General features: G+C 67.8%; 24 protein-coding genes, 1 other RNA gene and 2 riboswitches. Of the genes, 16 read left to right on the top strand and 9 right to left on the bottom strand.

Annotated features, from left to right (window positions below; translation table 11 throughout):
* The 4 genes from rsmH to rsmI all read right to left on the bottom strand — a co-directional run bounded on the left by rsmH (position 1) and on the right by rsmI (position 3,016).
* Positions 1-927, bottom strand: a complete 927-nt coding sequence (gene rsmH, locus DEO45_RS11660) for a 16S rRNA (cytosine(1402)-N(4))-methyltransferase RsmH (protein WP_114343717.1) — start codon at positions 925-927, stop codon at positions 1-3.
* Between the two features lie 42 nt (positions 928-969).
* A complete protein-coding gene (gene mraZ, locus DEO45_RS11655; RefSeq protein ID WP_114343715.1) occupies positions 970-1,416 on the bottom strand; it encodes a division/cell wall cluster transcriptional repressor MraZ in 447 nt (148 codons plus the stop codon).
* 325 nt (positions 1,417-1,741) lie between these two features.
* Positions 1,742-2,106: RNase P RNA component class A (gene rnpB / locus DEO45_RS11650), an RNA gene on the bottom strand.
* 82 nt (positions 2,107-2,188) lie between these two features.
* Positions 2,189-3,016 (bottom strand): 16S rRNA (cytidine(1402)-2'-O)-methyltransferase, encoded by an 828-nt coding sequence (gene rsmI, locus DEO45_RS11645; RefSeq protein ID WP_114343713.1) that lies wholly within the window; start codon positions 3,014-3,016, stop codon positions 2,189-2,191.
* Positions 3,017-3,097: 81 nt separating this feature from the next.
* Between rsmI and DEO45_RS11640 the strand changes: the two genes are divergently transcribed.
* From DEO45_RS11640 to metK, 10 genes are all read left to right on the top strand, one after another.
* Positions 3,098-5,020, top strand: a complete 1,923-nt coding sequence (locus DEO45_RS11640) for a penicillin-binding protein activator (RefSeq protein WP_114343711.1) — start codon at positions 3,098-3,100, stop codon at positions 5,018-5,020.
* Entirely contained in the window at positions 5,020-5,376 is a 357-nt protein-coding gene (locus DEO45_RS11635; RefSeq protein ID WP_114343709.1) for a YraN family protein, read from the top strand. The genes DEO45_RS11640 and DEO45_RS11635 overlap by 1 nt, the downstream gene beginning before the upstream one ends.
* A gap of 86 nt (positions 5,377-5,462) precedes the next feature.
* The gene (locus DEO45_RS11630) at positions 5,463-6,836 is read left to right on the top strand and encodes an FAD-binding oxidoreductase (RefSeq protein WP_114343707.1); all 1,374 of its coding nucleotides are present in this window, start codon (positions 5,463-5,465) and stop codon (positions 6,834-6,836) included.
* Positions 6,833-7,435, top strand: a complete 603-nt coding sequence (locus DEO45_RS11625; RefSeq protein WP_114343705.1) for a uracil-DNA glycosylase family protein — start codon at positions 6,833-6,835, stop codon at positions 7,433-7,435. The genes DEO45_RS11630 and DEO45_RS11625 overlap by 4 nt, the downstream gene beginning before the upstream one ends.
* Before the next feature lie 120 nt (positions 7,436-7,555).
* A complete protein-coding gene (locus tag DEO45_RS11620) occupies positions 7,556-8,815 on the top strand; it encodes a nucleoside permease (RefSeq protein WP_114343703.1) in 1,260 nt (419 codons plus the stop codon).
* 82 nt (positions 8,816-8,897) lie between these two features.
* Entirely contained in the window at positions 8,898-9,032 is a 135-nt protein-coding gene (locus tag DEO45_RS16785; RefSeq protein ID WP_262982192.1) for a hypothetical protein, read from the top strand.
* Entirely contained in the window at positions 9,029-10,135 is a 1,107-nt protein-coding gene (locus tag DEO45_RS11615) for a PepSY-associated TM helix domain-containing protein (protein WP_114343701.1), read from the top strand. The genes DEO45_RS16785 and DEO45_RS11615 overlap by 4 nt, the downstream gene beginning before the upstream one ends.
* A gap of 46 nt (positions 10,136-10,181) precedes the next feature.
* Positions 10,182-11,168: a tRNA dihydrouridine synthase DusB gene (gene dusB, locus DEO45_RS11610; protein WP_114343879.1), complete on the top strand. Its 987-nt coding sequence runs from the start codon at positions 10,182-10,184 to the stop codon at positions 11,166-11,168.
* Between the two features lie 53 nt (positions 11,169-11,221).
* Positions 11,222-11,432, top strand: a riboswitch (cobalamin riboswitch).
* 194 nt (positions 11,433-11,626) lie between these two features.
* Positions 11,627-13,921, top strand: a complete 2,295-nt coding sequence (gene metE, locus DEO45_RS11605; RefSeq protein ID WP_114343699.1) for a 5-methyltetrahydropteroyltriglutamate--homocysteine S-methyltransferase — start codon at positions 11,627-11,629, stop codon at positions 13,919-13,921.
* A gap of 180 nt (positions 13,922-14,101) precedes the next feature.
* The gene (gene metK, locus DEO45_RS11600; protein ID WP_114343697.1) at positions 14,102-15,301 is read left to right on the top strand and encodes a methionine adenosyltransferase; all 1,200 of its coding nucleotides are present in this window, start codon (positions 14,102-14,104) and stop codon (positions 15,299-15,301) included.
* Between the two features lie 59 nt (positions 15,302-15,360).
* On the opposite strand, the gene DEO45_RS11595 is transcribed toward metK, so the two are convergent.
* From DEO45_RS11595 to DEO45_RS11580, 4 genes are all read right to left on the bottom strand, one after another.
* Positions 15,361-15,909 (bottom strand): DUF6933 domain-containing protein, encoded by a 549-nt coding sequence (locus DEO45_RS11595; protein ID WP_114343695.1) that lies wholly within the window; start codon positions 15,907-15,909, stop codon positions 15,361-15,363.
* Positions 15,910-15,994: 85 nt separating this feature from the next.
* Positions 15,995-16,180, bottom strand: a complete 186-nt coding sequence (locus tag DEO45_RS11590; RefSeq protein WP_114343693.1) for a hypothetical protein — start codon at positions 16,178-16,180, stop codon at positions 15,995-15,997.
* 18 nt (positions 16,181-16,198) lie between these two features.
* Positions 16,199-17,302 carry a HigA family addiction module antitoxin gene (locus DEO45_RS11585; protein WP_189339732.1) on the bottom strand — a complete coding sequence of 368 codons (1,104 nt, stop codon included), beginning with the start codon at positions 17,300-17,302 and terminating at the stop codon, positions 16,199-16,201.
* Complete coding sequence (locus tag DEO45_RS11580; RefSeq protein ID WP_114343688.1) at positions 17,295-17,639, bottom strand: type II toxin-antitoxin system RelE/ParE family toxin; 345 nt, start codon at positions 17,637-17,639, stop codon at positions 17,295-17,297. Before DEO45_RS11580 ends, DEO45_RS11585 begins: the two co-directional genes overlap by 8 nt.
* Positions 17,640-17,819: 180 nt before the next feature.
* Here DEO45_RS11580 and DEO45_RS11575 point away from each other — a divergent pair, with 180 nt between their 5' ends.
* From DEO45_RS11575 to DEO45_RS11555, 5 genes are all read left to right on the top strand, one after another.
* Positions 17,820-19,706, top strand: coding sequence for an ATP-binding cassette domain-containing protein (locus DEO45_RS11575; protein ID WP_114343686.1), 1,887 nt, complete (start codon positions 17,820-17,822; stop codon positions 19,704-19,706).
* A gap of 232 nt (positions 19,707-19,938) precedes the next feature.
* Positions 19,939-20,334, top strand: a complete 396-nt coding sequence (locus DEO45_RS11570; protein WP_114343684.1) for a hypothetical protein — start codon at positions 19,939-19,941, stop codon at positions 20,332-20,334.
* Positions 20,306-20,944 carry an HD domain-containing protein gene (locus DEO45_RS11565; RefSeq protein WP_114343681.1) on the top strand — a complete coding sequence of 213 codons (639 nt, stop codon included), beginning with the start codon at positions 20,306-20,308 and terminating at the stop codon, positions 20,942-20,944. Before DEO45_RS11570 ends, DEO45_RS11565 begins: the two co-directional genes overlap by 29 nt.
* A gap of 197 nt (positions 20,945-21,141) precedes the next feature.
* Positions 21,142-21,771: a glutathione S-transferase family protein gene (locus DEO45_RS11560; protein WP_114343679.1), complete on the top strand. Its 630-nt coding sequence runs from the start codon at positions 21,142-21,144 to the stop codon at positions 21,769-21,771.
* A gap of 4 nt (positions 21,772-21,775) precedes the next feature.
* Positions 21,776-22,069 carry a GIY-YIG nuclease family protein gene (locus tag DEO45_RS11555; protein ID WP_114343676.1) on the top strand — a complete coding sequence of 98 codons (294 nt, stop codon included), beginning with the start codon at positions 21,776-21,778 and terminating at the stop codon, positions 22,067-22,069.
* Between the two features lie 26 nt (positions 22,070-22,095).
* Here the strand turns inward: DEO45_RS11555 and ppc are convergent, their stop codons facing one another.
* Positions 22,096-24,801 (bottom strand): phosphoenolpyruvate carboxylase, encoded by a 2,706-nt coding sequence (ppc, locus tag DEO45_RS11550; RefSeq protein ID WP_114343674.1) that lies wholly within the window; start codon positions 24,799-24,801, stop codon positions 22,096-22,098.
* Between the two features lie 111 nt (positions 24,802-24,912).
* Positions 24,913-25,042: riboswitch (S-adenosyl-L-homocysteine riboswitch) on the top strand.
* A 19-nt stretch (positions 25,043-25,061) separates the two neighbouring features.
* Between ppc and ahcY the strand changes: the two genes are divergently transcribed.
* On the top strand, positions 25,062-26,501 hold the full coding sequence (ahcY, locus tag DEO45_RS11545; RefSeq protein ID WP_114343672.1) for an adenosylhomocysteinase: 1,440 nt from the start codon (positions 25,062-25,064) through the stop codon (positions 26,499-26,501).
* Positions 26,502-26,652: the final 151 nt, after the last annotated feature.

The following is a 26,652-nucleotide window of genomic DNA, read 5'->3' as shown; positions in this document are numbered from 1 at the left end:
TCACGACAATTTCTCCGCCACGCGCAGCACGGCCGAGCGCGAGCGCGGGTTCGCCGCCTGCTCGGCATCGGACGGGAACTGCGCCTTGCCGACCGCCGCCAGTCGCGCCGGGGCGGCCTGCACCGGCGGTCCGCGCCGGCTGTTCTGCACGCGGCCGGAGTGGTCGCGGATGAACAGCTTCACCGCGCGGTCCTCCAGCGAATGAAAGCTGATCACCGCCAGCCGGCCGCCGGGCAGGAGCCGTTCCAGCGCCGCATCCAGCCCCTGCTGCAGGGCATCCAGCTCGCCGTTCACGCGGATGCGCAGCGCCTGGAAGCTGCGCGTAGCCGGGTGCTTGCCCGGCTCGCGCCGGCCGGCCACGCGCTCGATCAGCGCGGCCAGCTGGCCGGTGCGGGTGAACGGGGTGGCGTCGCGGTCGGCCACGATCGCGCGGGCGATGCGCCGGCTGTGGCGCTCCTCGCCGTAATGCCACAGCACGTCGGCGATCTCGCGCTCGCTGACACGGGCCAGGAAATCCGCGGCGCTCTCGCCCTGGCTGGGATCCATGCGCATGTCCAGCGGCGCATCGGCCATGAAGCTGAAGCCGCGGGCGGCCTCATCCAGCTGCGGCGAGGACACGCCCAGGTCGAGCAGCACGCCATCGAGGCCAGCCGCAGTCTCGTCCCACTCGGCCAGGCTGGAGAAATTCGCGTGGCGGATCGTCACGCGCGGATCGGCGGCGAACTCCGCCCGCGCGGCGGCGATCGCCGTCGGATCGCGGTCCATCAGCAGCAGCCGGCCGTCGGGGCCGAGGCGCGACAGCACCGCGCGGGCGTGACCGCCGCGACCGAAGGTTCCATCGAGATAGCGCCCGCCAGCCTGCACGGCGAGTCCCTCCACTGCTTCACCCAGCATTACCGGGATGTGCCGCAAAACTTGCTCGGCCATGCCGCACTCCCGTTCCCGTCCCGCCCACATGCCGATCGCGCCTTACAGGCGCAATTCCGCCATTGCCTGTGTGATCTCGCTTTCGCCGATGGTCTGGCGGATCTTCTTCAGGTGCTCCTGTTCGCTCCACAACTCGAACTTGTCGCCCATGCCCAGCAGCACCGCCCTCTTCTCGATGCCGGTGGTGGCGCGCTGGCTGGTCGGCAGCAGAATGCGTGCCGCACTGTCGGGCTCGACCACGGCGGCCGCGCCGACCAGCTTCATCTGCATGTCGCGATGCGCCTTGACCACCTTGGACAGCGCGTTGACCTGATCGCGCACCAACTCCCACGCCGTGTACGGGAACAGCCACAGGCAGCCCGACTCGAACGGGTTGTAGGTGATCACCAGACGATTGGCGCACTCGCCCGCCACCTGCTCCCGGTAAACGGTCGGGATGGTCAGGCGCCCCTTGTCGTCGATGGTGATGGCGGTTTCGCCCTGGAACACGATCAGTAGACTCCACTAAAACCCACGATTTCACACTGGAGCCCACGATAATCTCGCCCCATGAGACTGTCAAGGGAATTTCGCTTGTGAATCAAGGAGTAAAGGCAGAATACTGACCATACGTGCAGCATTTTCTGAGAAACGCCGGCAAGGTGTTTGAAAGCAGGGAATTTTTTATAAATAAAAACACGTTGCCTCAGGCCCGCGCCGGGCGAAATCCCACCGGATCGGCGCCGCGTTGGCACTCCGGCATGAACCACCGTTCACGCAGGCGCCTGCATCGCCACCGCGACGAGGGGTCGCGATGGCGATGCAGGCGTTGAAGAGGTGGAGTCGGCCTGTAAGCCGGGTTCTGTACGCCTTGCGGCGCGACAGTCATTCCTCTCGGCCAGGCGTCGCCGCCTGGCTCCAGCAACCTACCCGGGAACAACGCGGGCCGCGTTATCGTTCCCCTATTTGGTCTTGCTCCGAGTGGGGTTTACCGTGCCGTACGGCGTTGGCCCCGTACGCGGTGCGCTCTTACCGCACCCTTTCACCCTTGCCTGATCCCCTTGCGGGGCCATCGGCGGTCTGCTCTCTGTTGCACTGGCCGTCAGCTCACGCTGCCCAGGAGTTACCTGGCACTCTGCCCTGCGGAGCCCGGACTTTCCTCGATGCACTTGCGTGCGACGCGACTGTCCGGCCGACTCCGTGGTCTAGTTTAGAGTGAAGAGGAACGAGAAACGAGAGAAAAGCTCGCCAATCCACGCTTTCTCTCATTTCTCACTTCTCATCACTCACTCCTATAGAGCTCCTTGCGCGGCGCGCCGCTGATCGCCGCCGCCAGCTTCGCCGCCTTCGCCGGCGGCAGTTCCTCGCGCAGGATCGCGAACACGCGCTGGCCCTCGGCCAGCTTCGCGTCGGCCTCCTCGCCGCGGCCGGCGACCAGGATCACGCATTCGCCACGCTGCTGGTCGGGGTCGACGGAGACGCGCTGGGCGAGCTCGCCCAGCGGCTCGCCGAGCACGGTCTCGAACATCTTGGTCAGCTCGCGCGCCAGCACCGCCTCGCGGTCGGCGCCGAACACCTCGCGCATGTCGGCCAGGCTCTCGGCGACGCGATGCGACGACTCATAGAAGATGAGCGTGCGCGCATCGCCCGCCAGTTCCTGCAGGCGACTGCGCCGCGCGGCCGTTTTCGGCGGCAGGAAGCCCTCGAACACGAAACGGTCGCTGGGCAGGCCGGCCACCGACAGCGCGGCGATCGCCGCGCACGCGCCGGGCACCGGAACGCAGCGGATGCCCGCCGCGCGCGCCGCGCGCACCAGCCGGAAACCCGGATCGCTGATCAGCGGCGTGCCCGCGTCGGAGATCAACGCCACCGCAGCGCCATCCTGCATCCGGCGCACGATCGCCTCCACCGCATCGCGCTCGTTGTGCTCGTGCAGCGCGATCAGCGGCGTGTCGATGTTGTGATGCACCAGCAGCGGCCGGCTGTGGCGGGTGTCCTCGGCGGCGATCACCGCCACCGCGCGCAGGGTCTCGATCGCCCGGACGGACAGGTCGTCGCGGTGGCCGATCGGCGTGGCGACCACCCACAGGCAGCCTGGCTTTGGTGACATCTGCGAACTCCTGCGCCGTAAGCCGGCAAGTCGATCCGCTATGATCGCGCATTGACGACCATGACGAACAAGGGATTTCCCATGCGCTTCATGCGCCATCCGCGCGCCGTCGCGACCGGACTGCTGTTTTCGCTGGTGCTGGCCGCCTGCGTGCCGGCGAACGCGCCGCGCTCGCCGGCCGAGATGACCGCCGCGCAGGCCGCCGAATCGCTGGCGCGGCAGGGGCAGTACGACCAGGCCGCACAGGCATACCTCAACCTGGCCACGCAATCGAGCGGTCACGCCGACAGCTACCGCCTGCTGGCTGCCGAGGCATGGCGCGAGGAAGGCCAGCTTGCCCGCGCCGCGCCGGTACTGGATGGCATCAAGCGCCAGCGTCTCAGCGGCGACGAACCCGTGCGCCTGGACCTGCTGCGCGCCGAGCTGGCGCTCGACCGGAACGACGCGGCCACCGCGCTGCGGCTCACCACCCAGCCGACGGTGGCGGTGCCCGCGCCGCTGCAGCTGCGCCTGCTGGAGTGGCGCGCCCGTGCGATGGCAGCCAGTGGCGACCACTGGGGCGCCGCCCGCACCCGCGTGCAGATGGACGACCAGCTGAGCGGCCTCGACCATGCGCAGAACCGCCAGCAGATCCTCGACCTGCTCGGCCAGGTCGGCGTCGACTCGCTCAAGCAGCGCGCCGCCGCCATGCATCGCGGCGACCGCATGCTGCCGTGGGTCAACGAGGCGCTGAGCCGGCTCGGCGTCGCCGTGGCCCAACCGCCGCCGGAACTGCAGCAGCCGGTCGGCACCCTGCTGCCCGGTGCCGACGCGAACGTACGCGAAGGCTACAAGGTGCCTGCCCAGATCGCCCTGCTGCTGCCCAATGACGGCAACTACGCGGCCGCCAGCACAGCGATCCGCGAAGGCTTCTTCGCGGCCTACATCGATGCCGGGCGCAACCGCGCGCCACGCCCGTCGGTGCGCGTCTACGACAGCCAGGGCACCGCCGACGGCGCGGTCAAGGCCTACCGCCAGGCGGCCAGCGACGGCGCCAGGCTGGTGGTCGGCCCGCTGACCCGCGGCGAGGTCGCGGCGATCTTCAGCCAGCCGACCCTGCCGGTGCCGCTGCTCGCGCTGAACCACCCCGACGACAAGCAGCTGCCCAGCGGCGAGGCCAGCGAATTCGGCCTGCTGCCGGAAAGCGAGGGCGCCCAGGCCGCCGACCACATGGTCGAGCGCGGCCTGCGTCGGGTCTACGTGGTGATTTCCACCGACGATTTCGCACAGCGTGCGGCCAGCGCCTTCAAGGCCGAACTGGCCGCCCGTGGCGGGGAACTCGCCGGCACGATCACCCTGCCGCCGGGCGCCACCAGCTACGCCAGCCTGATCGCCGATCTGCACCTGCCTGCCAGCGCGGCCGCCACGGCCGCCCCCGCCGGGCCTGCGGCGGCCGGCGCCCCCGCCACCGCGGGCCCGGCGGGCGACAGCGGCATCTTCATCAGCATGCGTCCGAACCAGGCGCGTCTGCTGCTGCCGCAGTTGCGCATCGCGCGGGTCGAGCTGCCGGTAATTGCCACCTCGCACGTCTACGAAGGCAGCGACGACGCCTCGTCCAACCGCGACTTGGACGGCGTGGAATTCTGCGATGCACCGTGGCTTTTCAACGCCCAGCCGGGCCTGCCGAACCACGATGAGATCGCCGCCCGATTGCCCGCCGCCCGCGGCGGCGCGGCGCGGCTGTTCGCGTTCGGCATGGACGCCTGGAACCTGGTGCCGTACCTGGAATGGCTGCGCGCCCACCCGGGCAGCTACGTGCCCGGCGCCAGCGGCCAGCTCACCGCCGACCAGTTCGGCCGGGTACGCCGCGTGCTGATCTGGGCCCAGTTCCAGAACGGACTGGCCCGCCCGCTGGGCGGGAGCCTGCAGATGGACGACGTGCCGTCGAACGCACCGCCGGCCACCTCGCCTGCACCGGCCAGCTCGTCATCCAGCGGCGGCAGCTTCCAGTCCGTCCCGGGCTGATGCGCGCCGCCGGCGACGATTTCGAACAGCGCGCCTGCACCGAGCTGGAACGCGCCGGCCTGAAGCTGCTGGCGCGCAACTACAGCACCCGCCACGGCGAGCTGGACCTTGTGATGCGCGATGGCGACGCCGTGGTCTTCGTCGAGGTGCGCTACCGCCGCAGCGCCAGCCACGGCGATGCCGCCAGCTCGGTCACCGCGGCCAAGCAGGCGAAACTGATCCTCGCCGCGCAACACTGGCTGGCCGCGCATCCGCAACACGCGCGGCGCAGCTGCCGCTTCGACGTGGTCAGCTATGACGGGCCGCCCGATGCGATCCGGCGCGAATGGCTGCGTGGTGCATTCGAAGCCGGCTGATCCGGCCGAACTGATCCCGCCCGACTGACCCGACCCGGCTGATCTGGGGCAGCAAATTCCTTCCACGAGTGGATTACGCTTTGCCGATGCCCCTGCCCGCCGCATTGCTCGCCCGCCTGCGCGAAATCTTCCCCGACGACGCGCTCGCCACGACCGACGACGATCGGCGCGCCGCCGCCCGCGACAATTCCCGCCACGAACATCTGCCCGATGCCGTGGTGTTTCCCACCTCGCACGCGCAGGTCGAAGCACTCGTGCGCGCCTGCCGCGCGCACGGCGTGCCGCTCACCGCGCGTGGCGGCGGCACCAGTTCCACCGGCGCCTCGGTGCCGGTGGCGGGCGGCGTGGTGGCGAACTTCATGCGCATGAACCGCATTCTGCGCATCGCTCCGGATGACCGCCTTGCGATGGTGGAGCCCGGCGTCACCAACGAGGCGCTGCAGAAGGCGCTGGCGCCGCTTGGTTTCTTCTGGGCGCCGGACCCGGGTTCGGCACCCTGGTGCACGGTGGGCGGCAACCTCGCCTGCAACGCCGCCGGGCCGCATGCGGTGAAATACGGCGCCACCCGCGACAACGTGCTGGGACTGGCCGCCGTGGCCGGCACCGGCGAGAGCTTCCGCTGCGGCACGCAGACCAGCAAGAGCGCGATCGGCTACGACCTCACCCGCCTGCTGATCGGTTCGGAAGGCACGCTGGCGGTGATTACCGAGGCCACGTTGAAACTCACGCCGAGGCCCGCCGCGCTGCGCAGCCTGCGCGCCAGCTATCGCGACGCCGCCAGCGCCGCGCACGCGGTGGCGCGCATCATGGCGCAGCCGGCCACGCCCTGCGCACTGGAGTTCATGGACGCGCTGGCGCTGAGGCTGGCGCGCGAACACCAGCCCGAGGCAGGCGTGCCCGAGGCCGAAGCGCTGCTGCTGATCGAGCTGGACGGCGCGCCCGATGCGCTGGAGGAGGCCTGCGCCGCAGTCGAGGCCGCCGCCCGCGTGGATGGCCTGGTGCAGCTGGAGGTGGCGCGCGACGAAGCGCAGACCCGCGCGCTGTGGGCCGCGCGCAAGGCACTGTCGTTCGCCCAGCAAGCGGTCACCCAGCACAAGATCAACGAGGACGTGGTGGTGCCGGTCTCGCGCCTGCCCGCGCTGGTGGACAACGTGCGCGCGCTGGCGGAAAAGCACGCCGTGCCGATCGTGAGCTTCGGCCACGCCGGCAACGGCAACCTGCACGTGAACTTCCTGCCGCGCGACGTGGACGAGATCGAGCGCGCATACGCCGCCCTGCCCGAGCTGTTCGAACGGGTGATCGCGCTGGGCGGCACGATATCCGGCGAGCACGGCATCGGCGTGGTGAAACGCGAGTTCATGCCGCTGGCGCTGTCGGGCGCGACGCTGGGCCTGATGCGCGGGATCAAGGCGGCGTTCGACCCGGACGGCATCTTGAACCCCGGCAAGCTGCTGCCATGAGCCGAGACGAATCCTTCGAGCACCTGATGGCGCGCATCCGCGCCTGCCGCCTCTGCGAGAAACACCTGCCGCTGGGACCGCGCCCGGTCCTGCAGGCGTCGCTGCAATCGCGCCTGTTGATCGTGAGCCAGGCGCCGGGGCGCAAGGTGCACGAGACCGGCATCCCGTTCAACGACGTGAGCGGCGACCGCCTGCGCGACTGGCTGGGCGTGGACAAGCCCACCTTCTACGACGCGCAGAAAATCGCCATCGTGCCGATGGGTTTCTGCTTCCCCGGCAGCGGCAAGGGCGGCGACCTGCCGCCACGGCCGGAATGCGCGCCCGCCTGGCATCCGCTGCTGCTGCCGCGACTGGTCCAGGTGCGACTGACCCTGGCGATCGGCCAGTACGCGCAGGCCGGCATGCTCGGCGAGCGGCGCGGCCGCACGCTCACCGACACCGTCCTGGCCTGGCGCGAGCACCTGGCGCGCGGCGTGCTGCCGCTGCCGCATCCCAGCCCGCGCAACCGGTTGTGGCTGGCACGCAATGCGTGGTTCGAAACGGAACTGCTGCCGGTGCTGCGCGAACGCGTGGCCGCGGCGCTGCACGCACCGGGCTGAGCCGCGCCGCGGCGCGCCTTGCCGCCCGCCAGCCGATTCCTCTACCCTGCCCGGGCTTCATGGCCACGGGGCCGTTCCCTCGGCCTTTCCTGGGGAATCCGACATGCTGGACAGCGGCCGATGAGCATCAAGCTCCGCCTCGTGGCAATGAACTTCCTGCAGTTTTTCGTGTGGGGCGCGTGGCTGATCACGATCGGCGCGTACTGGTTCCAGTACCGCCACTGGTCCGGTGCGCAGTTCGGCGCGATCTTCTCGACCATGGGCATCGCCTCGCTGTTCATGCCTTCGCTGATGGGCGTAATCGCGGACAAGTGGCTCAACGCGGAGAAGCTCTACGGCCTGCTGCACATCGGCGGTGCGGTCGTGCTGTTCATCGTGCCCTCGATCGACAACCCGAACGCGCTGTTCTGGGTGATGCTGCTCAACATGATGTGCTACATGCCGACGATCTCGCTGGCAATCGCGGTGGCGTACAACGCATTGAAGAGCGACGGAGCGGACGTGGTGCTGGTGTTCCCGCCGATCCGCGTGTGGGGCACGGTGGGCTTCATCGCCGCCATGTGGACGGTGAGCCTGCTGCACCTGGAGACCTCCGGCGGCCAGTTCTATGTGGCCTCCGGCGCGGCGCTCCTGCTCGGCCTGTATGCGTTCACCCTGCCCAAGTGCCCGCCGCGGCTGCGCGGCCAGGCGCACACGTCGTGGCTGGATACGCTGGGGCTGACCTCGTTCGCGCTGTTCCGCAACGGCAAGATGGCGATCTTCTTCCTGTTCGCGATGATGCTGGGCGCGGCGCTGCAGCTGACCAACGCCTACGGCGACACCTTCCTGCACGACTTCGCCAAGGTCGACGCGTACAAGGGGATGCTCGCGGTGCGCTACCCGGCGATCATCATGTCGATCTCGCAGGTGTCCGAAACCCTGTTCATCCTGGCCATCCCGTTCTTCTTCAAGCGCTTCGGCATCAAGACGGTGATGCTGATCAGCATGGTCGCCTGGGTGCTGCGCTTCGGCCTGTTCGCCTATGGCGATCCGGGCCCGGGACTGTGGATGATCGTGCTGTCGTGCATCGTCTACGGCATGGCGTTCGACTTCTTCAACATCTCCGGCTCGCTGTTCGTCGAGGAGCAGAGCGACCCGGCGATCCGCGCCAGCGCGCAGGGCCTGTTCATGCTGATGACCAACGGCATCGGCGCGATCCTGGGCAGTTCGATCAGCGGTGTGATCATTGACATCTGGTTCACCCACGCCGACGGCAGCAAGGACTGGCACGGCATCTGGATCAGCTTCGCGTCCTACTCGCTGGTGGTGGCGGTGCTGTTCGCGATCCTGTTCCGGCATAAGCATGTGCGCGGTGAGACGGGGATGCCGCTGCACGTGTGAGTCGCGACTATCCGGCCGCACTGGTTGATTGTTATTGCGAATCATTTTCATTTAACATGTGCCTCCACCAACCGGAGGCCTCATGCCGTTCCCTGTCCGCCCGCACGTTCGCGCGATCGTCCGATACATCAACTACGTCGCGCAGACCATGGGCGACAGCAATACGTACTTCGCCCGCCGCCGCATGGCCCCGCTGACCTGGCAGCACGTGTTTTGATCAGGCCCGCCGCCGAACCGACGCCCTGGCGGCTGCGCGGACGCGCGCGGCAGTGGCTGCAGCGGCTGCACCTGTGGATCGGCCTCAGCGTCGGCGTGGCGTACGCGCTGATCGCGCTCAGCGGCAGCCTGCTCGCCTGGCAGCAGTCATGGCTGCGCATGGTCTACCCGCAGCTCGCCGGACACGCCCCGCCCGACGCGGCGCAACGCGCTGCGGTGCTCTCGCGCATCGCCGCGGAATGGCAGCCGCAGGACCTGCGCGCGGCCGACCTGCCGCTGCCCGGCCTGCCCGTTTGGCAGCTGTATTTCGGCGACGGCGCACGCCGCTACCTCGACCCGGCCAGCGGCGAACTGCTGCTGACGCGCGCGCCGCGCGGTGACGCGCTGCAGGTGCTGCGCGAGTGGCACACCCACCTGCTGGCCGGCAAAACCGGCGAGGAAGTGCTGGGCGTGCTCGGCTGGCTGGTGATGCTCCTGCTGCTGTCCGGGCCGCTGCTGTGGTGGCCGGGCCGGCGCCACCTCGCCGCCAGCCTGCGCCCGCATGCGCAGCCGCCCACGCGGCGCTGGCTGAGCTGGCACCGCAGCACCGGCGTGCTCGCCCTGCCGTTGATCCTGCTGCTCAGCCTCACCGGCACGCTGATGGTCTATGGCGCCGGCACCGGCCGGGTGCTGCGCGCGGTATTCGCCGAGGCGACGCCGCTGCCACCACCCGCGGCGATCGCGCGGCGCGACGCCCCGATCGACTGGGCCGCCGTGCTGACCGCAGCGCAACGTGCGTTGCCCGGCGCCGCCCTGCATCGCGTGACGCTGCCGGGAGCGCGCAACGGCCAGGTGGCAATCCGCGCGCAGGCGCCCGGCGAGTGGCACCCGGTCGGGCGCAGCACGATCTGGCTCGACCCCTATGACGCCACCGTGCTGGGCAGCCACGACGCCACCGCCGATGGCATCGGCACGCGCATCAACAACGCGGTCTATCCGCTGCACTCGGGCGGCGTCGGCGGCCGTGCGTGGCGGCTCGCGGTGACCGTGGCCGGCACGCTGCCCCCATTCTTCCTGGTGACCGGGTTCCTGTTCTGGCGTGCGCGCACACGGCGGCGCGGCTGAACGGCCCGGTTCATCGCGCCCGAACCGGCGCAGTTACAATGGCGAGATGCAAATCGGCCCTTACCTGATCGACCCGCCGCTGGTGCTAGCCCCGATGGCGGGCGTCACCGATAAGCCGTTCCGCCTGCTGTGCAAGCGGCTGGGCGCGGGGCTGGCCGTGTCGGAGATGACCAACGCCGATCCGAAGCTGTGGCACACGCGCAAGTCGCTGCACCGGATGGACCACGCCGGCGAGCCCGAGCCCGTCAGCGTGCAGATCGCCGGCTACGACCCGGCGATGCTGGCCGAGGCGGCGCGCTTCAACGTCGCCAACGGCGCGCAGCTGATCGACATCAACATGGGCTGCCCGGCGAAGAAGGTATGCAACGTGTGGTCCGGTTCCGCGCTGCTGCAGGACGAGCCGCTGGTGGCGCGCATCGTGAAGGCGGTGGTGGAAGCGGTGGAGGTGCCGGTGACGCTGAAGATCCGCACCGGCTGGAACCGCGACAACAGGAACGCTCTGAACATCGCGCGCATCGCCGAGGACGCAGGCATCGCCGCGCTGGCTGTGCACGGCCGCACCCGCGCCGACAAGTACGAGGGCGAGGCCGAGTACGCCACCATCGCCGCGGTGAAGGCCGCCGTGCGCATCCCGGTGCTGGCCAACGGCGACGTCTGCACGCCGCAGCAGGCCAGGCACGTGCTCGCCGTCACCGGCGCCGACGCCGTGATGATCGGCCGCGGCGCCCAGGGCCGGCCATGGATCTTCCGCGAGATCGCCCACTACCTGGCCACCGGCGAACTGCTGCCCGAACCGGAGCCGGCCGAAGTCGCCGCGATCCTGCTCGGCCACCTCGAGCACCTGCACGCGTTCTACGGCGAACCGGCCGGCGTGCGCATCGCGCGCAAGCACCTGGGCTGGTATGCGAAGGACCGCCCCGAGAACGCCGCGTTCCGGCAGGTGGTCAACCGCGCCGAGACCGCCAGCGAGCAGTTGCGCCTGACCCGCGACTACTTCGCCGCGCTGGCCAGCGGCGAACGGCTGGCCGCCTGACTCATCCCGTTGGCGTGGCGGCATGGACGTTTGACTTTGGACGTCCATACGTCTAATTTGCGAAACGTTGATGGTAGCCGTCGCCTCATGTGAGTGAAGCGACGGCCTCAAGGGAAGCCGGTGCGAATCCGGCGCTGCCCCGCAGCGGTATGTGGAAACGACCTCCGTCACAGGCACTGGATGCGATGCATCCGGGAAGCGACGGACAGTAGGCCGCGCAACACGTCCACGAGCCCGAATACCTGCCTCAGCCGGAAGCGCCCACATGCGTTTCCGTCCGGCCTGGCGTTTCCGCGGGGAAACACCGTTGCCTGCGCGTCGCGGCCCCCATGGCCTCGCGCCGGCTTCGCCTGCCCGCGGCAACACCGGTTCGCCCGCGGGGGCGAAGGTCAACGGTCCGGCAATCCCGTCGGCCATCTCCTTCGTTCCTCTTTGCCCATCCTGCAGGAGGAATATCCATGGCACTCGTTACCCATGCCGGCTTTCCGCGCATCGGCCTGAAACGCGAACTCAAGCGCGTACTCGAATCGCACTGGCGCGGCGACACCGACGCGCGGGCGCTGCAGGACACCGCCCGCATCCTGCGCCTTCGCCACTGGCAACTGGCGCGCGCTGCCGGCGCCGATGTCGTGCCGTGCAACGACTTCAGCCTGTACGACCACGTGCTCGATACCGCCGTACTGTTCGACGCCATCCCCGAGCGCTACCGGCCGGTGTTTGCGGAAAATGCGCTGGACGGCTACTTCGCGATGGCCCGCGGCCACAAGCGTGGCGGCCACGACCTGCACGCGCTGGAGATGACCAAGTGGTTCGACACCAACTACCACTACCTGGTGCCGGAGCTGCAGGCCGGCCAGCGCTTTGCGCTCAGCGGCGACAAGCCGCTGGCGGAATTCCGCGAGGCAAGGTCGCTCGGCCTGCATGCGCGGCCGGTGCTGCTCGGTCCCGTGTCGTTCCTGCTGCTCTCCAAGACGGTGGACGGCAGCGACCGGCTCACCCTGCTCGATGCCCTGCTGCCGCCCTATGCCGACCTGCTCGGGCAACTGGCCGACGCCGGCGCCGACTGGGTGCAGCTGGACGAGCCCTGCCTGGTACTCGACCTGGACGACGACGACCGCGCGGCGTACCGCCATGCGTACGCGACGCTCGCCGCGGCGCGCATGCCGCGGCTGCTGCTGGCCAGCTATTTCGGCGCGCTGGGCGACAACCTGGCCATGGCTGCCGCGTTGCCGGCCGACGGCCTGCACGTCGATCTGGCGCGCGCACCGGAGCAGCTCGATGCCGTGCTGGATGCGCTGCCCGCCGACCGCATCCTCAGCGCCGGTGTGGTCGACGGCCGCAACATCTGGCGCAGCCATCCCGCGCGCGTGCTGCCATTGCTGCGCAGGGCACAGGCGCGGATCGGCGGCGAACGCCTGTGGCTGGCGCCATCGTGCTCGCTGCTGCATGTGCCGATCGACCTTGAAGCGGAAACCGGGCTCGACCCGCAGCGTCGCGCGTCGATGGCGTTCGCGCGGCAGAAGCTCGAGGAGCTGCGCGTGTACGCCGATGCCCTCGCCGGCCAGCCCGAAGCCGATGCCGCACTGGTCGCGCAACAGGGGCTGCTGGACGCGCAGGCGAATGCGCCCGGCGTGGTCGTTGCCGGCGTGCGTGGCCGCCTGCACGCGCTCGGCCCGCAGGCCTCCCTGCGCCGATCCGCCCATGCGAAGCGCCGGGTGACCCAGGCCGAAGTCCTCGACCTGCCACCGCTGCCCACCACCACGATCGGCTCGTTTCCGCAGACCGACGACCTGCGCAAGGCACGCGCCGCGCATCGCGCCGGCAAGCTCGACGACGCGGCCTACGAGCAGCGGCTTCAGGCGGAAATCAACCGGGTGGTGCGCTTCCAGGAGCGCCTCGGCCTGGATGTGCTGGTGCATGGCGAGCCCGAGCGCAACGACATGGTCGAGTACTTCGGCGAGCAACTGGACGGCTACCTGTTCACCCGGCTCGGCTGGGTGCAGAGCTACGGTTCGCGCTGCGTCAAACCGCCGGTGATCTGGGGCGACGTGGCCCGGCCCGCGCCGATGACGGTGCGCTGGTCGCGCTACGCGCAATCGCTCACCGACAAGCCAATGAAGGGCATGCTGACCGGCCCGGTGACGATGCTGCAGTGGTCGTTCGTACGCGACGACCTGCCGCGCGAAACCGTCTGCCGGCAGATCGCGCTGGCCCTGCGCGACGAGGTGCACGACCTGGAAGCGGCCGGCATCGGGCTGATCCAGATCGACGAGCCGGCCCTGCGCGAAGGCCTGCCGCTGCGTCGCGCCGACTGGCCCGGCTACCTGGCGTGGGCGGTGGAATGCTTCCGCATCGCCGCCGGCGGGGTGCGCGATGCAACCCAGATCCACACCCACATGTGCTACTCGGAGTTCAACGACATCATCGAGGCGGTGGCGGCGATGGACGCCGACGTGATCTCGATCGAGACCAGCCGTTCGCGGATGGAACTGCTCGACGCCTTCGCCCGCTTTCGCTACCCGAACGGCATCGGTCCCGGCGTCTACGACATCCACTCCCCGCGCGTGCCCGGGCAGGAGGAAATCCTCGCTCTGCTGCACAAGGCGCTCGACGTGCTGCAGCCCGGGCAGCTGTGGATCAACCCCGACTGCGGCCTGAAGACCCGCGGCTGGCCCGAGGTGGAACAGGCCCTGCGCCACATGGTCGACGGCGCGCTGCAGCTGCGCGCCGAGCTGGCGGCCATTCCCGGATAGCGTGTCACCGGCGATCGTCCGCTCTCGCGGGAGCGGGCGATCCTGCGGCCGTCCAAACGGCTGAACATGGACCTAACCCCACAGGACCCAGAATCGCCGCGGGCTGCAAAACCGCGGGCGGCGATGTATCATGCCCGACTTCATTTATCTTTCTATCCGTACAAAGGGATATAAACCGCGATGTCCAACTACCTGTTCACCTCCGAATCGGTCTCCGAAGGCCATCCGGACAAAGTCGCCGACCAGATCTCCGACGCCGTGCTCGACGCGATCATCGCGCAGGACCCGCGCGCCCGCGTCGCCTGCGAAACCATGGTCAAGACCGGCGTGGCGATCGTCGCCGGCGAAATCACCACCAATGCGTGGATCGACCTCGAAGCGATCACCCGCAAGGTGATCCTCGACATCGGTTACGACTCCAGCGACGTCGGCTTCGACGGCGCCACCTGCGGCGTGATCAACCTGATCGGCAAGCAGTCGCCGGACATCAACCAGGGCGTGGACCGCAAGAAGCCGGAAGAACAGGGCGCGGGCGACCAGGGCCTGATGTTCGGCTACGCCACCAACGAGACGAAGGACTTCATGCCGGCGGCGATCTACTACTCGCACCGCCTGGTCGAGCAGCAGGCGAAAGTCCGCAAGCGGAAGAACTCGCCGCTGCCGTGGCTGCGCCCGGACGCGAAGAGCCAGGTCACCCTGCGCTACGAGAACGGCATCGCCACCGCGATCGACGCCGTGGTGCTGTCGACCCAGCACGATCCGGACGTGAAGCAGAAAGACCTGATCGAGGCCGTGCGCGAGACCATCCTCAAGCCGGTGCTGCCGGCCAAGCTGCTGCACAAGGGCACCAAGTTCCACATCAACCCGACCGGCAAGTTCGTGATCGGCGGACCGGTGGGCGACTGCGGCCTGACCGGCCGCAAGATCATCGTCGACACCTACGGCGGCTGGGCCCGTCACGGCGGCGGCGCGTTCTCGGGCAAGGATCCGTCCAAGGTCGACCGTTCGGCCGCCTACGCGGCGCGTTACGTGGCCAAGAACATCGTCGCCGCCGGCATCGCCGACCGCTGCGAGGTGCAGGTGAGCTACGCGATCGGCGTGGCGCACCCCACCTCGATCTCGGTCACCACCTTCGGCACCGGCAAGATCAGCGACGAGAAGATCGAGAAGCTGATCCGCAAGCATTTCGACCTGCGCCCGTACGGCATCCTGCAGATGCTCGACCTGATCCACCCGATGTACCAGCAGACCGCCAGCTACGGCCACTTCGGCCGCACCCCGCACCAGATGAAGGGTCCGGACGGCAAGGCCTTCACCGCGTTCTCGTGGGAGAAGACCGACCGCGCCGAGGCGCTGCGCAAGGATGCGAAGCTGAAGTAAGCCGCATTCGCTTTGCACGTGAAGAAAAGGCCGCCCCCGGGCGGCCTTTTCCTGTTCGCTCACTGCAGCAACATTCCCGGCGGCAAATACGCGGCCAACCGGCGACGGTGATCGATCGGTGGCAGGCCGAAAGCCTCGCGCACGCGGTCGGCGGGAAAGCCGATGTGTTTCGGCTTGATCACCACGACCTCGCTCAGCCGCTCGGTCAATTCGCGTGCCGAAGCAGCCTGGCCATGCCACAGGTCGCTTTCGATATGAAACGCGAACTGGTTCAAGGTGGCCAGCACCGAACGCGAGTTGCTCGACGCCAATTGCACGTCCCGCATCGACTCGGCCTCCGCCGCCGCCATATCAGCCGGAATCTCCAGATGCAGCAGCGCCTTGAACAGGGCGTGGCCGAAGCGCTCGGGAATCAGCTTGTAGGGTGCCGCATCGATCACCACGCCGAGACGGGTCGGCTCGCTCACTGCCAGCACCAGCTGGATGTGCGAGGCACGAATCAGGTTGGCCGTCCATTCGCCCAGGCGATTGTCGGCGGGCGCCGGATCGGCCACCGGCGTGGCCTTCATCGCCTTGAGCAGTTTGGCGGTGCAACGGAAGGCAGTCATCTCGATCGGACCCGTCTTTATCCACTGATGGCTCGACGTAATTGCGCCGCGACCGAGGTCCCGACCGTCACCGCATCCGTCGCCATCAGGAACACCCAGCGCCCCTCGCTGGCAGCCGCCCACACGACAGGGCGTCCAGGTTGTCGCCCAGGATCAGCAGGTTGTCCGACGCCGGGTCGCCCACCTGTTCGACGGATTGCAGCAGGCGATACGGCACCTGGCGCGCGGCCAGTTTGGCCTTGCGGTCGCCGAGCCAGTTCAGTTCAGGCATGGGTTGTTCTCTTCCAGGTCAGGCCGCGCGAGTTTCGTGAGTCCAGCGGAAACTGGTCTTGAGTTTGCTCAGAGGATGCCGGAACGGAACTGCGCCACGATGCTGCAGCTGCCCGGCGACGATACCAGGTGCCACGTTCTGTTGCCCGGCAAACGCCTGTACGGTGGCGATGCGGAAATCCCCGGCTTCAATGAGCTGCGCCAGGGCATTGGGCGCAACCAATTGGCTTGCCGCGAACTCGTTGGCCTCCCGTTCCTGCACATTCACGTCGTGCGCTTTCTCGAAATCGATGAACTGGCTGCGCTTGCCGTGCAGCAGCACATGGCCGAGTTCGTGGAACAGGGTGAACCAGAGTTGGTCGTCGGTCTTGTAGCGCAGGCTCAGTTGCACCAGCACCTTGTCCTTGCTGAGCCAGCGGGTGGCACCGCAGACGCGGGCACCATCCGGCGCCGGCACAAACGCCAGCGCCACACCAAACTCGCCGCAACGCCGCACCAGCGGCTCCACGAAGGTCACGCCGGGTAGGCGGGACATCGCCTTCAGCTCCGGCAGCACCGCGCGCAGGCCGGCGGCGTCAAACGGCCGGCAGCCGAGCCGCTCCGCCTCCCGCTCGCCCTGCGCCAGCCAGGCCAGCAGCGCCCATTCGTGCGACTGGAACGCCTCGGCCTTGCGATAAGCCGCCTGCACGTTGCCCCACACGTCCGGCAGGTAGTTGAGCGAGCCGACGCAGAAAAATGCGCGCAAGGCACGTACCAGTTCCACGTCGCGCAGGCGCGCGGGAATCCAGCCGAGCTTGGCCAGGGCGCGATGCGGCAGCTGATCCAGCCACGGCAGCTCGACAGCGAGGCCGGCATGCTCTGCCTCGCGCGCCAGGTGCTCGCGGTAGCGCGCCTCCAGCGCCAGCCAGACCCGCGCGGGCAAGCCGAATACCGCCTCCAGCTTGAGCGCAGTTTCCGGCGTCACCGGCTCGAGGCCCGCCAGCAGCCGGTTGACGTGCTTGGGGGAAAAGCCGATGCGCTGGGCCAACTCGGCTTGGGTCAGCCCGATGGCTTCGCGATGTTCGTCGAGCACGTCGCCGGGAGAGACGGCATGATCGGGCAGGTAGGTGTTGCGACTATTCATGGGTGTCTGCGATTTCGAGGATGCGGATTCCATTGACACGGCTCCAATCCAGGCCACCCGCATCACGCTCCGGCAGCGGGTCGTGATTGGGTGAGAAGATCAATCTGTAAGGGTGATCGAGGTCGATCGAGAGTTGGCCGGCACGGTCGCCGGTCAATTCGTGGCAGCGCATGGGGCCGCGGTAAGGCGGCCCGATATCGGCGAGACAAGTGGCGGCGGCCAACACGGCGAGCCGGCTCTTCAAGAGCTTGGCACGGCGTTCGCCATGCCTGCGCAGCAACAGGCGAGCATTATTGCATTCCTTCTCGAGCTTGCGATCAGCGAAGCAGATGTCCATCCGTGGCACCTTGTTTATTACCCATTAGGTTAGCAAAACTCTTTCATCCTGTCCAGCGTCGGGATGAACGAGGCCTCGGCCGCCGGATGCCAGTGCATTGAAAGTATTGGTCCGTTTTCTTTCAAGCCGGCCGGCTCTCCAAAAGCAGGTTTTCAATGTCGCTACCGCTACAATGACCGGATGTCCCTTATCCAACTGCAACGCGTCGACTTCAGCATCGGCGGCCCACTCCTGCTCGAACATGTCGATCTGTCGATCGAGGCGAACGAGCGGGTGTGCATCGTCGGCCGCAACGGCGAAGGCAAATCCACCCTGATGAAGCTGATCGCCGGCGAGCTGCACGCCGACGACGGCGAGGTGCGCGTGCAGAACGGCATCGTGGTCGCGCGGATGGCGCAGGAAGTGCCGCACGGCACCGAAGGCAGCGTGTTCGACGTGGTCGCCGATGGCCTGGGCGATCTCGGCCACCTGCTGGCGCGCTATCACCACCTGCTCGACGAAGGCGACTTCGACGCGCTGGGCGACGTGCAGCACGAAATCGAGGCGCAGCACGGCTGGGACCTGGACCGCCGCGTCAGCGACGTGCTGACCCAGCTGGAACTGCCCGGCGAAACCGATTTCGCCGCGTTGTCCGGCGGCATGAAGCGCCGCGTGCTGCTGGCGCAGGCGCTGGTGCGCAAGCCCGACGTGCTGCTGCTGGACGAACCGACCAACCACCTCGACATCGAAGCGATCGGCTGGCTGGAAACCTTCCTCAAGCAGTTCGCTGGCAGCATCATCTTCGTCACCCACGACCGCAGCTTCCTGCGCGCGCTGGCCACGCGCATCGTCGAGATCGACCGCGGCGCGCTGACCGACTGGCCCGGCGACTACGACAACTACCTGCGCCGGCGCGAGGAGCGGCTGCATGCCGAAGCGCAGGCCAACGCGCTGTTCGACAAGAAGCTGGCGCAGGAGGAAGTGTGGATCCGCCAGGGCATCAAGGCCCGGCGTACCCGCAACGAGGGCCGCGTGCGCGCGCTGAAGGCACTGCGCGTGGAACGCGCCGAGCGACGCAATCTCGGCGGCAACGTGAAGATGACCGCAGCCAATGCGCAGGCCTCGGGCAAGAAGGTGATCGACCTCGAGCACGTGCACCAGGCCTACGGCGGCCGCGTGCTGGTCGACGATCTCACCACCACCGTGATGCGCGGCGACCGCATCGGCATCATTGGCCCGAACGGCGCCGGCAAGAGCACCTTACTGAAGATCATGCTGGGCGAGCTCAAGCCGCAACGCGGCACCGCGGAGCTGGGCACCGGCATCCAGGTCGCCTACTTCGACCAGCACCGGCTGCAGCTCAACGACAACTTGAATGCGCTGGACAACGTGGCCGAGGGGCGCGAGTACATCGAGCTCAACGGCCAACGCAAGCACATCATCGGCTACCTGCAGGATTTCCTGTTCTCGCCCGAGCGTGCGCGCGCGCCGATCACCCGCCTGTCCGGCGGCGAGCGCAACCGCCTGCTGCTGGCCAAGTTGTTCGCCCAGCCGTCCAACCTGCTGGTGATGGACGAACCGACCAACGACCTCGACGTCGAGACGTTGGAATTGCTGGAAGAACTGCTGACCGACTACCAGGGCACCCTGCTGCTGGTCTCGCACGACCGCGCCTTCCTCGACAACGTGGTCTCCAGCACGCTGGTACTGGAAGGCGAAGGCCGGATCGGCGAGTACGTGGGCGGCTACAGCGACTGGCTGCGCCAGCGGCCTCAACCCCGTCATCCCGGCGAAAGCAGGGAGCCAGTGCCTTCCGCCACGAACAAGTCGCTGGATCCCGGCCTTCGCCGGGATGACGAGAAAAAAACGAAACGCAAGCGCAGTTTCAAGGAACAGCACGAACTGGAACAGCTGCCGAAACGCATCGAGCAGCTCGAAGGCGACATAGCCGCGCGCACGGCGGCGATGAACGAGCCGGCCTTTTTCCAGCAGGACAGCGCCGCCATCGTCAAGGCGAACGAGGCATTGGTCGCGCTACAGGGCGAACTGGAAGCGGCCTATGCGCGCTGGGCGGAACTGGACGGCTGAGCACGCAGCCTCTGCCTGAGCGTGGGAGGGAAACCGTGATTTTGCCCGTCATCCCAGCGAGGCGCTTCATAACGACCGAAGGGCCGGTCAAGCCGGGATCCAGCGCCTTCAAGTGAAGGCATGCGAAGACAGTGTGACTCTGCTTGACCAACCCTTAAGCTGTTGAAAAGCTTCCCGCTGCAAGAAACCGATTGCTCCGGCCTTCCCTGACCATGGACGAAGGAGACTCGACGTGCCCACCATTCCAAAGACGGAAACCCTTCACCTGGCCTCCGGTCGGCGCTGTGAGCTTTCCGCCATCCGGAACGAGCTGATTCCGAATTACTACTTGCTGGCCTTCCCGAAGAGCCAAGGTCAGCCGTCTGCCGAGGAGGTGGCAGAGATGCTCGACTTTGGCATTCGCCAGGCACAACGCCTGTCACAGGAACTACTCAACGACACCCAAGCCTTCACGGTTCTCTACAGCGGGTACAGCGCAAGACGCGAGAAAGGTTGGCACGTTCATGTCATTCTGCTTGGCAACCGCTGGCGCAAAGCATGGTTGTACACCGTGCTGGCTGGCAAAAACCTGGTGCAGGCCCTCGGATTGAGGAAGGACGATGCTCCACGACTCACAGATGACGCCTGAGCGCTGGTCACGGCTGATGACTGCCTGGGGCTTCCCACGCAGGCGTGAAGTTTTCGACAAACTGGTGGCTGCCTACTCGGAAAGCTGGCGCCATTACCACACAGCCGAACATATCTCGGCGTGTCTTCGGCATCTGGACCTGACCACTGCCCTGCTTGATGCCCCTCATGAGGTGGAGATCGCGCTGTGGTTCCATGACGCGATCTACAAGCCCCTGTCCCACGACAACGAGCTGCGCAGCGCAGATTGGGCTGCTGCTTTCATGCGGGATAACGGTGCAGCCACGGATGCCGCCACCCGCGTGCACCGGCTCATCATGACCACTCGCCACATAGGCTCTGCGCAAACCAGGGATGAGGCCACACTGGTGGACATCGACCTGTCGATACTTGGCACGAGTCCGCCGGTGTACGCGCGCTATGAGCAGCAGGTGCGCCGTGAATACAAACTCGTGCCTGCTTTTCTTTATCGGGAAAAGCGGGCAGCGATCCTGCGCAGCTTCCTGGAACGGCCAAAAATCTACACTAGCGATTGCTTTCCCGATGCAATGGAACAGCAGGCCATAGTGAACCTTCAGCATGCCATCGCCGAGCTGGAAGGGAGGCGCTGACGGACCCCGGACCGCCGAAACCCGATGTTGTATTCGCCAATGATCTGCGCATCGCCGATGACGTGACAGAAGACGTTACCGCCAACAAGGCGATCACAAAACTGCGGGGCGGATTCGATGCGGCCCATGCACACCGAGCGGAACTGAATGGCTTGACGCGGCGTACAATTCGCAACTTGTCTCCACGGAAACCCACCATGTACAGGCTCTACTACGCCCCCGGTTCGGCCAACCTGCTGGTGCACCTGGCGCTGCTGGAAATCGGCGCGCCGCACGAGCTCAAGCGCATCGACATCGAGAAAGGCGAGCAGCGCAGCGCAGCGTACCTGGCGATCAATCCGAACGGCGTGGTGCCCACCCTGATGATCGACGGCGTGCCGCACGGCGAAGCCGCGGCACTGGCGATGCTGCTGGCCGAACGCCATCCCGAAGCCACACTGGCGCCGGTCCCCGGCAGTACCGAACGCGCGGACTACCTGCAGTGGATGCTGTACCTCGCCAACACCCTGCAGCCACTGTTTCGCCAGTGGTTCTACCCCGGGGACCATCTGCCGGAAGGCGCCGACGCGATCAAGCAGGCCGCCCGTGCCGGCATCGAAAAGTGCTGGACGAAGATCGACGCCCACCTCGCAACGCATGGCCCGTACCTGCTCGGCGAAAACTTCAGCGTGGTCGACCTTTACGCCCTGATGCTGATGCGCTGGTCGCGCAACATGCCGAAGCCGGCAACAGCGTGGCCGCAACTGGCCGCACTGGCCACGCGACTGAAGGCGCGCCCGTCATGGAAACGCGTCTGCGATGCCGAAGGCCTGATCGAATGGGCCTGAGGGGATGAGCGACGCGGATGCGCCCGGCGACGACGCCTGGGCCGTCTACCTGCTGGAATGCGTGGACGGGCGCGTCTACACCGGCATCGCGCGCGACCCGGAGCAGCGCTACGCGAAACACCTCGGCGGCAAGGGCGCCCGCTTCACCCGCGCCAACCCGCCGAAACGGCTGCTCGGCTGGGTCTGGGTCGCCAGCCGCAGCGAGGCGCTCAAGCTGGAGATCGCGTGGAAGCGCTTGCCGCGCGAAGCCCGCATCGCCGCCCTGCGCGAAAGCAAACGCCCCACGCCCCTCCCGTAGGACGGGCACCGCCCTACGCGGCCGGATCAGCCGGTGTTCTGCAGGCCTTGCGATACACCGTTGACGCAGGCGACCAGCGCCTGCAGCACGGCATCGTCCGCGCGATCGCCTGCCCGCCAGCGCTGCAGCAGGTCGACCTGCAGCAGGCTCATCGGATCGACGTAGGGATTGCGCAGGCGGATCGAGGCGGCCAGGCGCGGCTCGCCGCGCAAGAGCACCTCACTGCCCTTCAACCGCAACAGCCAGTGGCGGGTGCGCGCGAACTCGGCGCGGATCAGGCCGAAGAATTCCTCATGCAGCGGGCCGGACAGTTTCGAGAAGGCCTCGGCGATGTCCAGGTCGCACTTGGCCAGCACCATCTCCACGTCGTCCAGCAGGTTGCAGAAGAACGGCCAGTCGCGCGCCATCTCCGCCAGCACGGCTTCGCCGAACTGCTGCACCCCCTGCTCCAGCGCGCTGCCCAGGCCGTACCAGCCAGGCAGGATCGAGCGGCACTGGGTCCAGGCGAATACCCACGGGATCGCGCGCAGGTCCTGCACGCCGCGCATGCTGCGGCGGCTGGCCGGGCGCGAACCCAGGGTCATCCGCTCGATCACGTCGACCGGCGTGGCGCTGCGGAAATAGTCGACGAATCCGTCGCGCTCGACGAAGGCGCGATAGGTCTGCCGGCTGGCCGCCGACAGCGTGTTCATCACTTCGCGCCAGCGCTCCTCGCGCGGCTCGTCTTCGCGCGGGCGCAAACTGGCGCGCAGCACCGCACCCACGGTCTGCTCCAGGTTGCGCAGTGCCAGCGCGCGGATACCGTACTTGCGATGGATCACCTCGCCCTGTTCGGTCACCCGGAGCACGCCGGCCACCGCGCCGCGCGGCGAGGACATCAGCGCCGGCGTGATGCGCGCGCCGCCGCGACTGGCCGAGCCGCCGCGGCCGTGGAAGAAGGCCAGGTGGATGCCGGCCGCGTTCGCTACCTCCAGCAATTCCACCTGGGCGCGCTGCAGGCCCCAGCGCGAGGCCAGCGTGCCACCGTCCTTGCCGCTGTCGGAGTAGCCAAGCATCACCCATTGCTGGTCGCCGCGCGCGGCGAGGTGGCGACGGTAGACCGGATCGCCGAGCAGCGCGCGCAGCGTGGCCGGCGCGCTCTTCAAGTCGTCGACGGTCTCGAACAGCGGCGCGATGTTGAGCGGCACGTCGCCCGCCGCATCGACCAGGCCGCCGCGCCGCGCCAGCGCCAATACCGCCAGCACGTCGGCGGCCGAACGCGCCATGCTGATGATGTACAGGCCGGTGGCGTCGCGGCCGTGGCTGCGGCGGCTGTCGCGCAAGGTGGCGAATACCGCCTGCAGCGACTCGGCATTCGCGTCGCTGCTGTGCGCAAACACGGCTTCGCCGCTGGCGTAGGGGCGCAACCGGTCGGCGCGTGCAGTGCTGTCGCGGGCGGACCAGTCCGGATCGGCCAGCAGGGCCGCCAGCGCGTCGTCGTGCACGCGCGAATCCTGCCGCACGTCGAGCCGCGCCAGGTGGAAGCCGAAGCTGCGCACGCGGCACAGCAGGCGCTCCACCGCGTAGGCGCCGGCGTGCACACCGCGATGCTGGAGCAGGCTGTCGGCGATCAGCTGAAGGTCGTCCAGCAATTCGTCACTGGACGGATAGCCGTCCGACGATTCGTCACCGGTCAGCGCCAGCCGCGCGCCGACCAGCTGCAGCAGGCAGCGATACGGCATGTCGGCGTGGCGTGGACGGATCTGCGCCGCGGCGGCGGGAAAGCGTGCACGGTAGTCCGCCAACCGTGCGCGCAACGCCGCCGAGGCGGCGACCCTTCCCTCGGTCTGGCTGAGCGACCGCGCCAGCGTGGCAACGTCCTCGCGGTAGCGCTCCAGCACCAGCGCGCGCTGCGAGTCGAGGCAGTCGGCGATGGTGTCGGCGCCCACGTTCGGATTGCCGTCCATGTCGCCGCCGACCCAGCTGGCGAAGCGCAGCAGCTGCGGCAGCCGGATCGCCACGCCGTAGGTTTCCTGCAGCGCCTGCGCCAGCGATTCGTACAGCGCCGGCACGATCCGGTACAGCGGGTTGGCCAGGTAGAAATCCACGTGCTCGCGTTCGTCCTGCACGCTGGGCCGTACCGGCGAGGCCTCGGCGGTCTGCCAGCCGGCGGACAGCGCCATGTAGATGCGGTCGTCGTCCTCCTGCCGCTCCTGCGGCGTCCGCTGCGGGTCGAAGCCGTCGATCAGCGAAGCGACGATCGCCTGCTCCTTCTCCAGCAGCGAGCGGCGCACCGCCTCGGTCGGGTGCGCGGTGAACACCGGCTCGATCCACAGCCGGTCGAGCCAGCCGGCCAGTTCGTCGGCGCCCACACCCTCGGCCTTCAACCGGCCCAGCACGTCGAGCAGCGATTCAGGCTGCGGCGCGCTGCCCTCGCGCTGGTAGTCGCGGCGACGACGGATGCGGTGCACCCGTTCGGCCGTGTTCACCGCCTGGAAATAAGTGGCGAACGCGCGTGCCAGCGCCTCGGCATCGGCGGCGTCGAGGCCGGCCAGCGAGTCGGCCAGGTCGTCGACCGAAGCTCCTTCACGGCGACGGCGGATCGCTGCGGTACGCACCTGTTCGACCCGCTCGAAAAACGCCGTGCCGCCCTGCTCGGCCAGCATCTGCCCGACCATCGCGCCGAGCCGGCTGACGTCCTCGCGCAACGGGCCGTCGGGCGGCAGGAATTCGGGTTCGCGACTTTGTTCCACGCAGCTGCTCCATGACGGGCCAAGCCTCCAGCGTAACCAATCCCGGCGCGGGGGACACCCAACCATGCGGCATAAGCTCATGTCTGCCGTTACAATGCCCCCTCTGTACTGCCCGCCGAGGGGCGCTGCGACCGTTGCCGTGAAGGCGGATTCATCCGCAAAATCCCGCATCTCCCTGCGGGACCTTCACAGAAAGCGGCCAGGCTCGGCGCGGCACGTTCCACAACGGCGCCCGGTTGTTTCAAGAACCGGAGATACCTATGAACGCCGCACTCAAAGAAAACCCCCACGACTACAAGATCCGCGACCTCGCGCTGGCCGACTTCGGCCGCAAGGAACTGGACATCGCCGAGCACGAGATGCCGGGCCTGATGTCGATCCGCAAGAAATACGCCGCCACCCGGCCGCTGAAGGGCGTGCGCGTGACCGGTTCGCTGCACATGACGATCCAGACCGCGGTGCTGATCGAGACGCTGAAGGACATCGGCGCCGACGTGCGCTGGGCCTCGTGCAACATCTTCTCTACCCAGGACCACGCCGCCGCCGCGATCGCCGCCACCGGCACGCCGGTGTTCGCCTGGAAGGGCGAGACGCTGGAGGAATACTGGGACTGCACGCTGGACGCGCTGTCCTTCCCCGACGGCAAGGGCGGTTTCCTCGGCCCGCAGCTGGTGGTCGACGACGGTGGCGACGTCACGTTGCTGATCCACAAGGGCTACGAGCTGGAAAACGGTTCGAAGTGGGTCGACGAGAAGGCGTCCTCGCACGAGGAGCAGGTGATCAAGAACCTGCTCAAGCGTGTGCATGCCGAGCGTCCGGGCTACTGGCACACCGTGGTCAGGGACTGGAAGGGTGTCTCCGAGGAGACCACCACCGGCGTGCACCGCCTGTACCAGCTGGCCGAGGCGAAGTCGCTGCTGGTGCCGGCGATCAACGTCAACGACTCGGTCACCAAGAGCAAGTTCGACAACCTGTATGGCTGCCGCGAGTCGCTGGCCGACGGCCTGAAGCGGGCGATGGACGTGATGCTCGCCGGCAAGGTGGCGGTGGTCTGCGGCTACGGCGACGTCGGCAAGGGTTGCGCGCATTCGCTGCGCGCCTACGGCGCGCGCGTGGTGGTCACCGAGATCGACCCGATCAACGCGCTGCAGGCGGCGATGGAAGGCTTCGAGGTCAACACGGTCGAGAGCACGCTGGGCCGCGGCGACATCTACGTCACCACCACCGGCAACAAGGACGTGCTGACGCTGGAGCACCTGAAGTCGATGAAGGACCAGGCCATCGTCTGCAACATCGGCCACTTCGACAACGAGATCCAGGTCGACGCGCTCAACGCGATGGCCGGCGTGACCAAGCTCAACATCAAGCCGCAGGTGGACAAGTACACCTTCAAGGATGGCCGCGCGATCTTCCTGCTCGCCGAGGGCCGCCTGGTCAACCTGGGCTGCGCCACCGGCCACCCGAGCTTCGTGATGTCCAACTCGTTCTCCAACCAGACGCTGGCACAGATCGACCTGTGGGCGAACAAGGACCGCTACGAGGCCAAGGTCTACATCCTGCCGAAGAAGCTCGACGAGGAAGTCGCGCGCCTGCACCTGGAGAAGATCGGCGTGAAGCTGACCACGCTCAGCGCCGAACAGGCCGCCTACCTCGGCGTGCCGGTGGAAGGCCCGTACAAGCCGGAGCACTACCGCTACTGATGGCGGCGGATCGGGGGTAAACGCCCGATGCTCCAGGCAAAACGGGGTGCAGCAATGCACCCCGTTTTTTTTGCCCACCTACGACGCCTTGCTCTCCCCTGCGAAGGAGGGGGTCGGGGGTTGTCTTTTATCCATCGCTTCATCGCGACAT

Source organism: Rhodanobacter denitrificans, assembly GCF_003335105.1.
GTDB lineage: Bacteria > Pseudomonadota > Gammaproteobacteria > Xanthomonadales > Rhodanobacteraceae > Rhodanobacter > Rhodanobacter denitrificans_A.
This window is presented reverse-complemented; position numbering and strand designations above follow the sequence as displayed.

Coding starts and splice junctions, on each gene's coding strand:
- rsmH (WP_114343717.1), bottom strand. CDS start 927: ATGGCCGAGCAAGTTTTGCGGCACATCCCGGTAATGCTGGGTGAAGCA.
- rsmI (WP_114343713.1), bottom strand. CDS start 3,016: ATGTCACCAAAGCCAGGCTGCCTGTGGGTGGTCGCCACGCCGATCGGC.
- DEO45_RS11640 (WP_114343711.1), top strand. CDS start 3,098: ATGCGCTTCATGCGCCATCCGCGCGCCGTCGCGACCGGACTGCTGTTT.
- DEO45_RS11635 (WP_114343709.1), top strand. CDS start 5,020: ATGCGCGCCGCCGGCGACGATTTCGAACAGCGCGCCTGCACCGAGCTG.
- DEO45_RS11630 (WP_114343707.1), top strand. CDS start 5,463: ATGCCCCTGCCCGCCGCATTGCTCGCCCGCCTGCGCGAAATCTTCCCC.
- DEO45_RS11625 (WP_114343705.1), top strand. CDS start 6,833: ATGAGCCGAGACGAATCCTTCGAGCACCTGATGGCGCGCATCCGCGCC.
- DEO45_RS11620 (WP_114343703.1), top strand. CDS start 7,556: ATGAGCATCAAGCTCCGCCTCGTGGCAATGAACTTCCTGCAGTTTTTC.
- DEO45_RS16785 (WP_262982192.1), top strand. CDS start 8,898: ATGCCGTTCCCTGTCCGCCCGCACGTTCGCGCGATCGTCCGATACATC.
- dusB (WP_114343879.1), top strand. CDS start 10,182: ATGCAAATCGGCCCTTACCTGATCGACCCGCCGCTGGTGCTAGCCCCG.
- metE (WP_114343699.1), top strand. CDS start 11,627: ATGGCACTCGTTACCCATGCCGGCTTTCCGCGCATCGGCCTGAAACGC.
- metK (WP_114343697.1), top strand. CDS start 14,102: ATGTCCAACTACCTGTTCACCTCCGAATCGGTCTCCGAAGGCCATCCG.
- DEO45_RS11595 (WP_114343695.1), bottom strand. CDS start 15,909: ATGACTGCCTTCCGTTGCACCGCCAAACTGCTCAAGGCGATGAAGGCC.
- DEO45_RS11590 (WP_114343693.1), bottom strand. CDS start 16,180: ATGCCTGAACTGAACTGGCTCGGCGACCGCAAGGCCAAACTGGCCGCG.
- DEO45_RS11585 (WP_189339732.1), bottom strand. CDS start 17,302: ATGAATAGTCGCAACACCTACCTGCCCGATCATGCCGTCTCTCCCGGC.
- DEO45_RS11580 (WP_114343688.1), bottom strand. CDS start 17,639: ATGGACATCTGCTTCGCTGATCGCAAGCTCGAGAAGGAATGCAATAAT.
- DEO45_RS11575 (WP_114343686.1), top strand. CDS start 17,820: ATGTCCCTTATCCAACTGCAACGCGTCGACTTCAGCATCGGCGGCCCA.
- DEO45_RS11565 (WP_114343681.1), top strand. CDS start 20,306: ATGCTCCACGACTCACAGATGACGCCTGAGCGCTGGTCACGGCTGATG.
- DEO45_RS11560 (WP_114343679.1), top strand. CDS start 21,142: ATGTACAGGCTCTACTACGCCCCCGGTTCGGCCAACCTGCTGGTGCAC.
- DEO45_RS11555 (WP_114343676.1), top strand. CDS start 21,776: ATGAGCGACGCGGATGCGCCCGGCGACGACGCCTGGGCCGTCTACCTG.
- ahcY (WP_114343672.1), top strand. CDS start 25,062: ATGAACGCCGCACTCAAAGAAAACCCCCACGACTACAAGATCCGCGAC.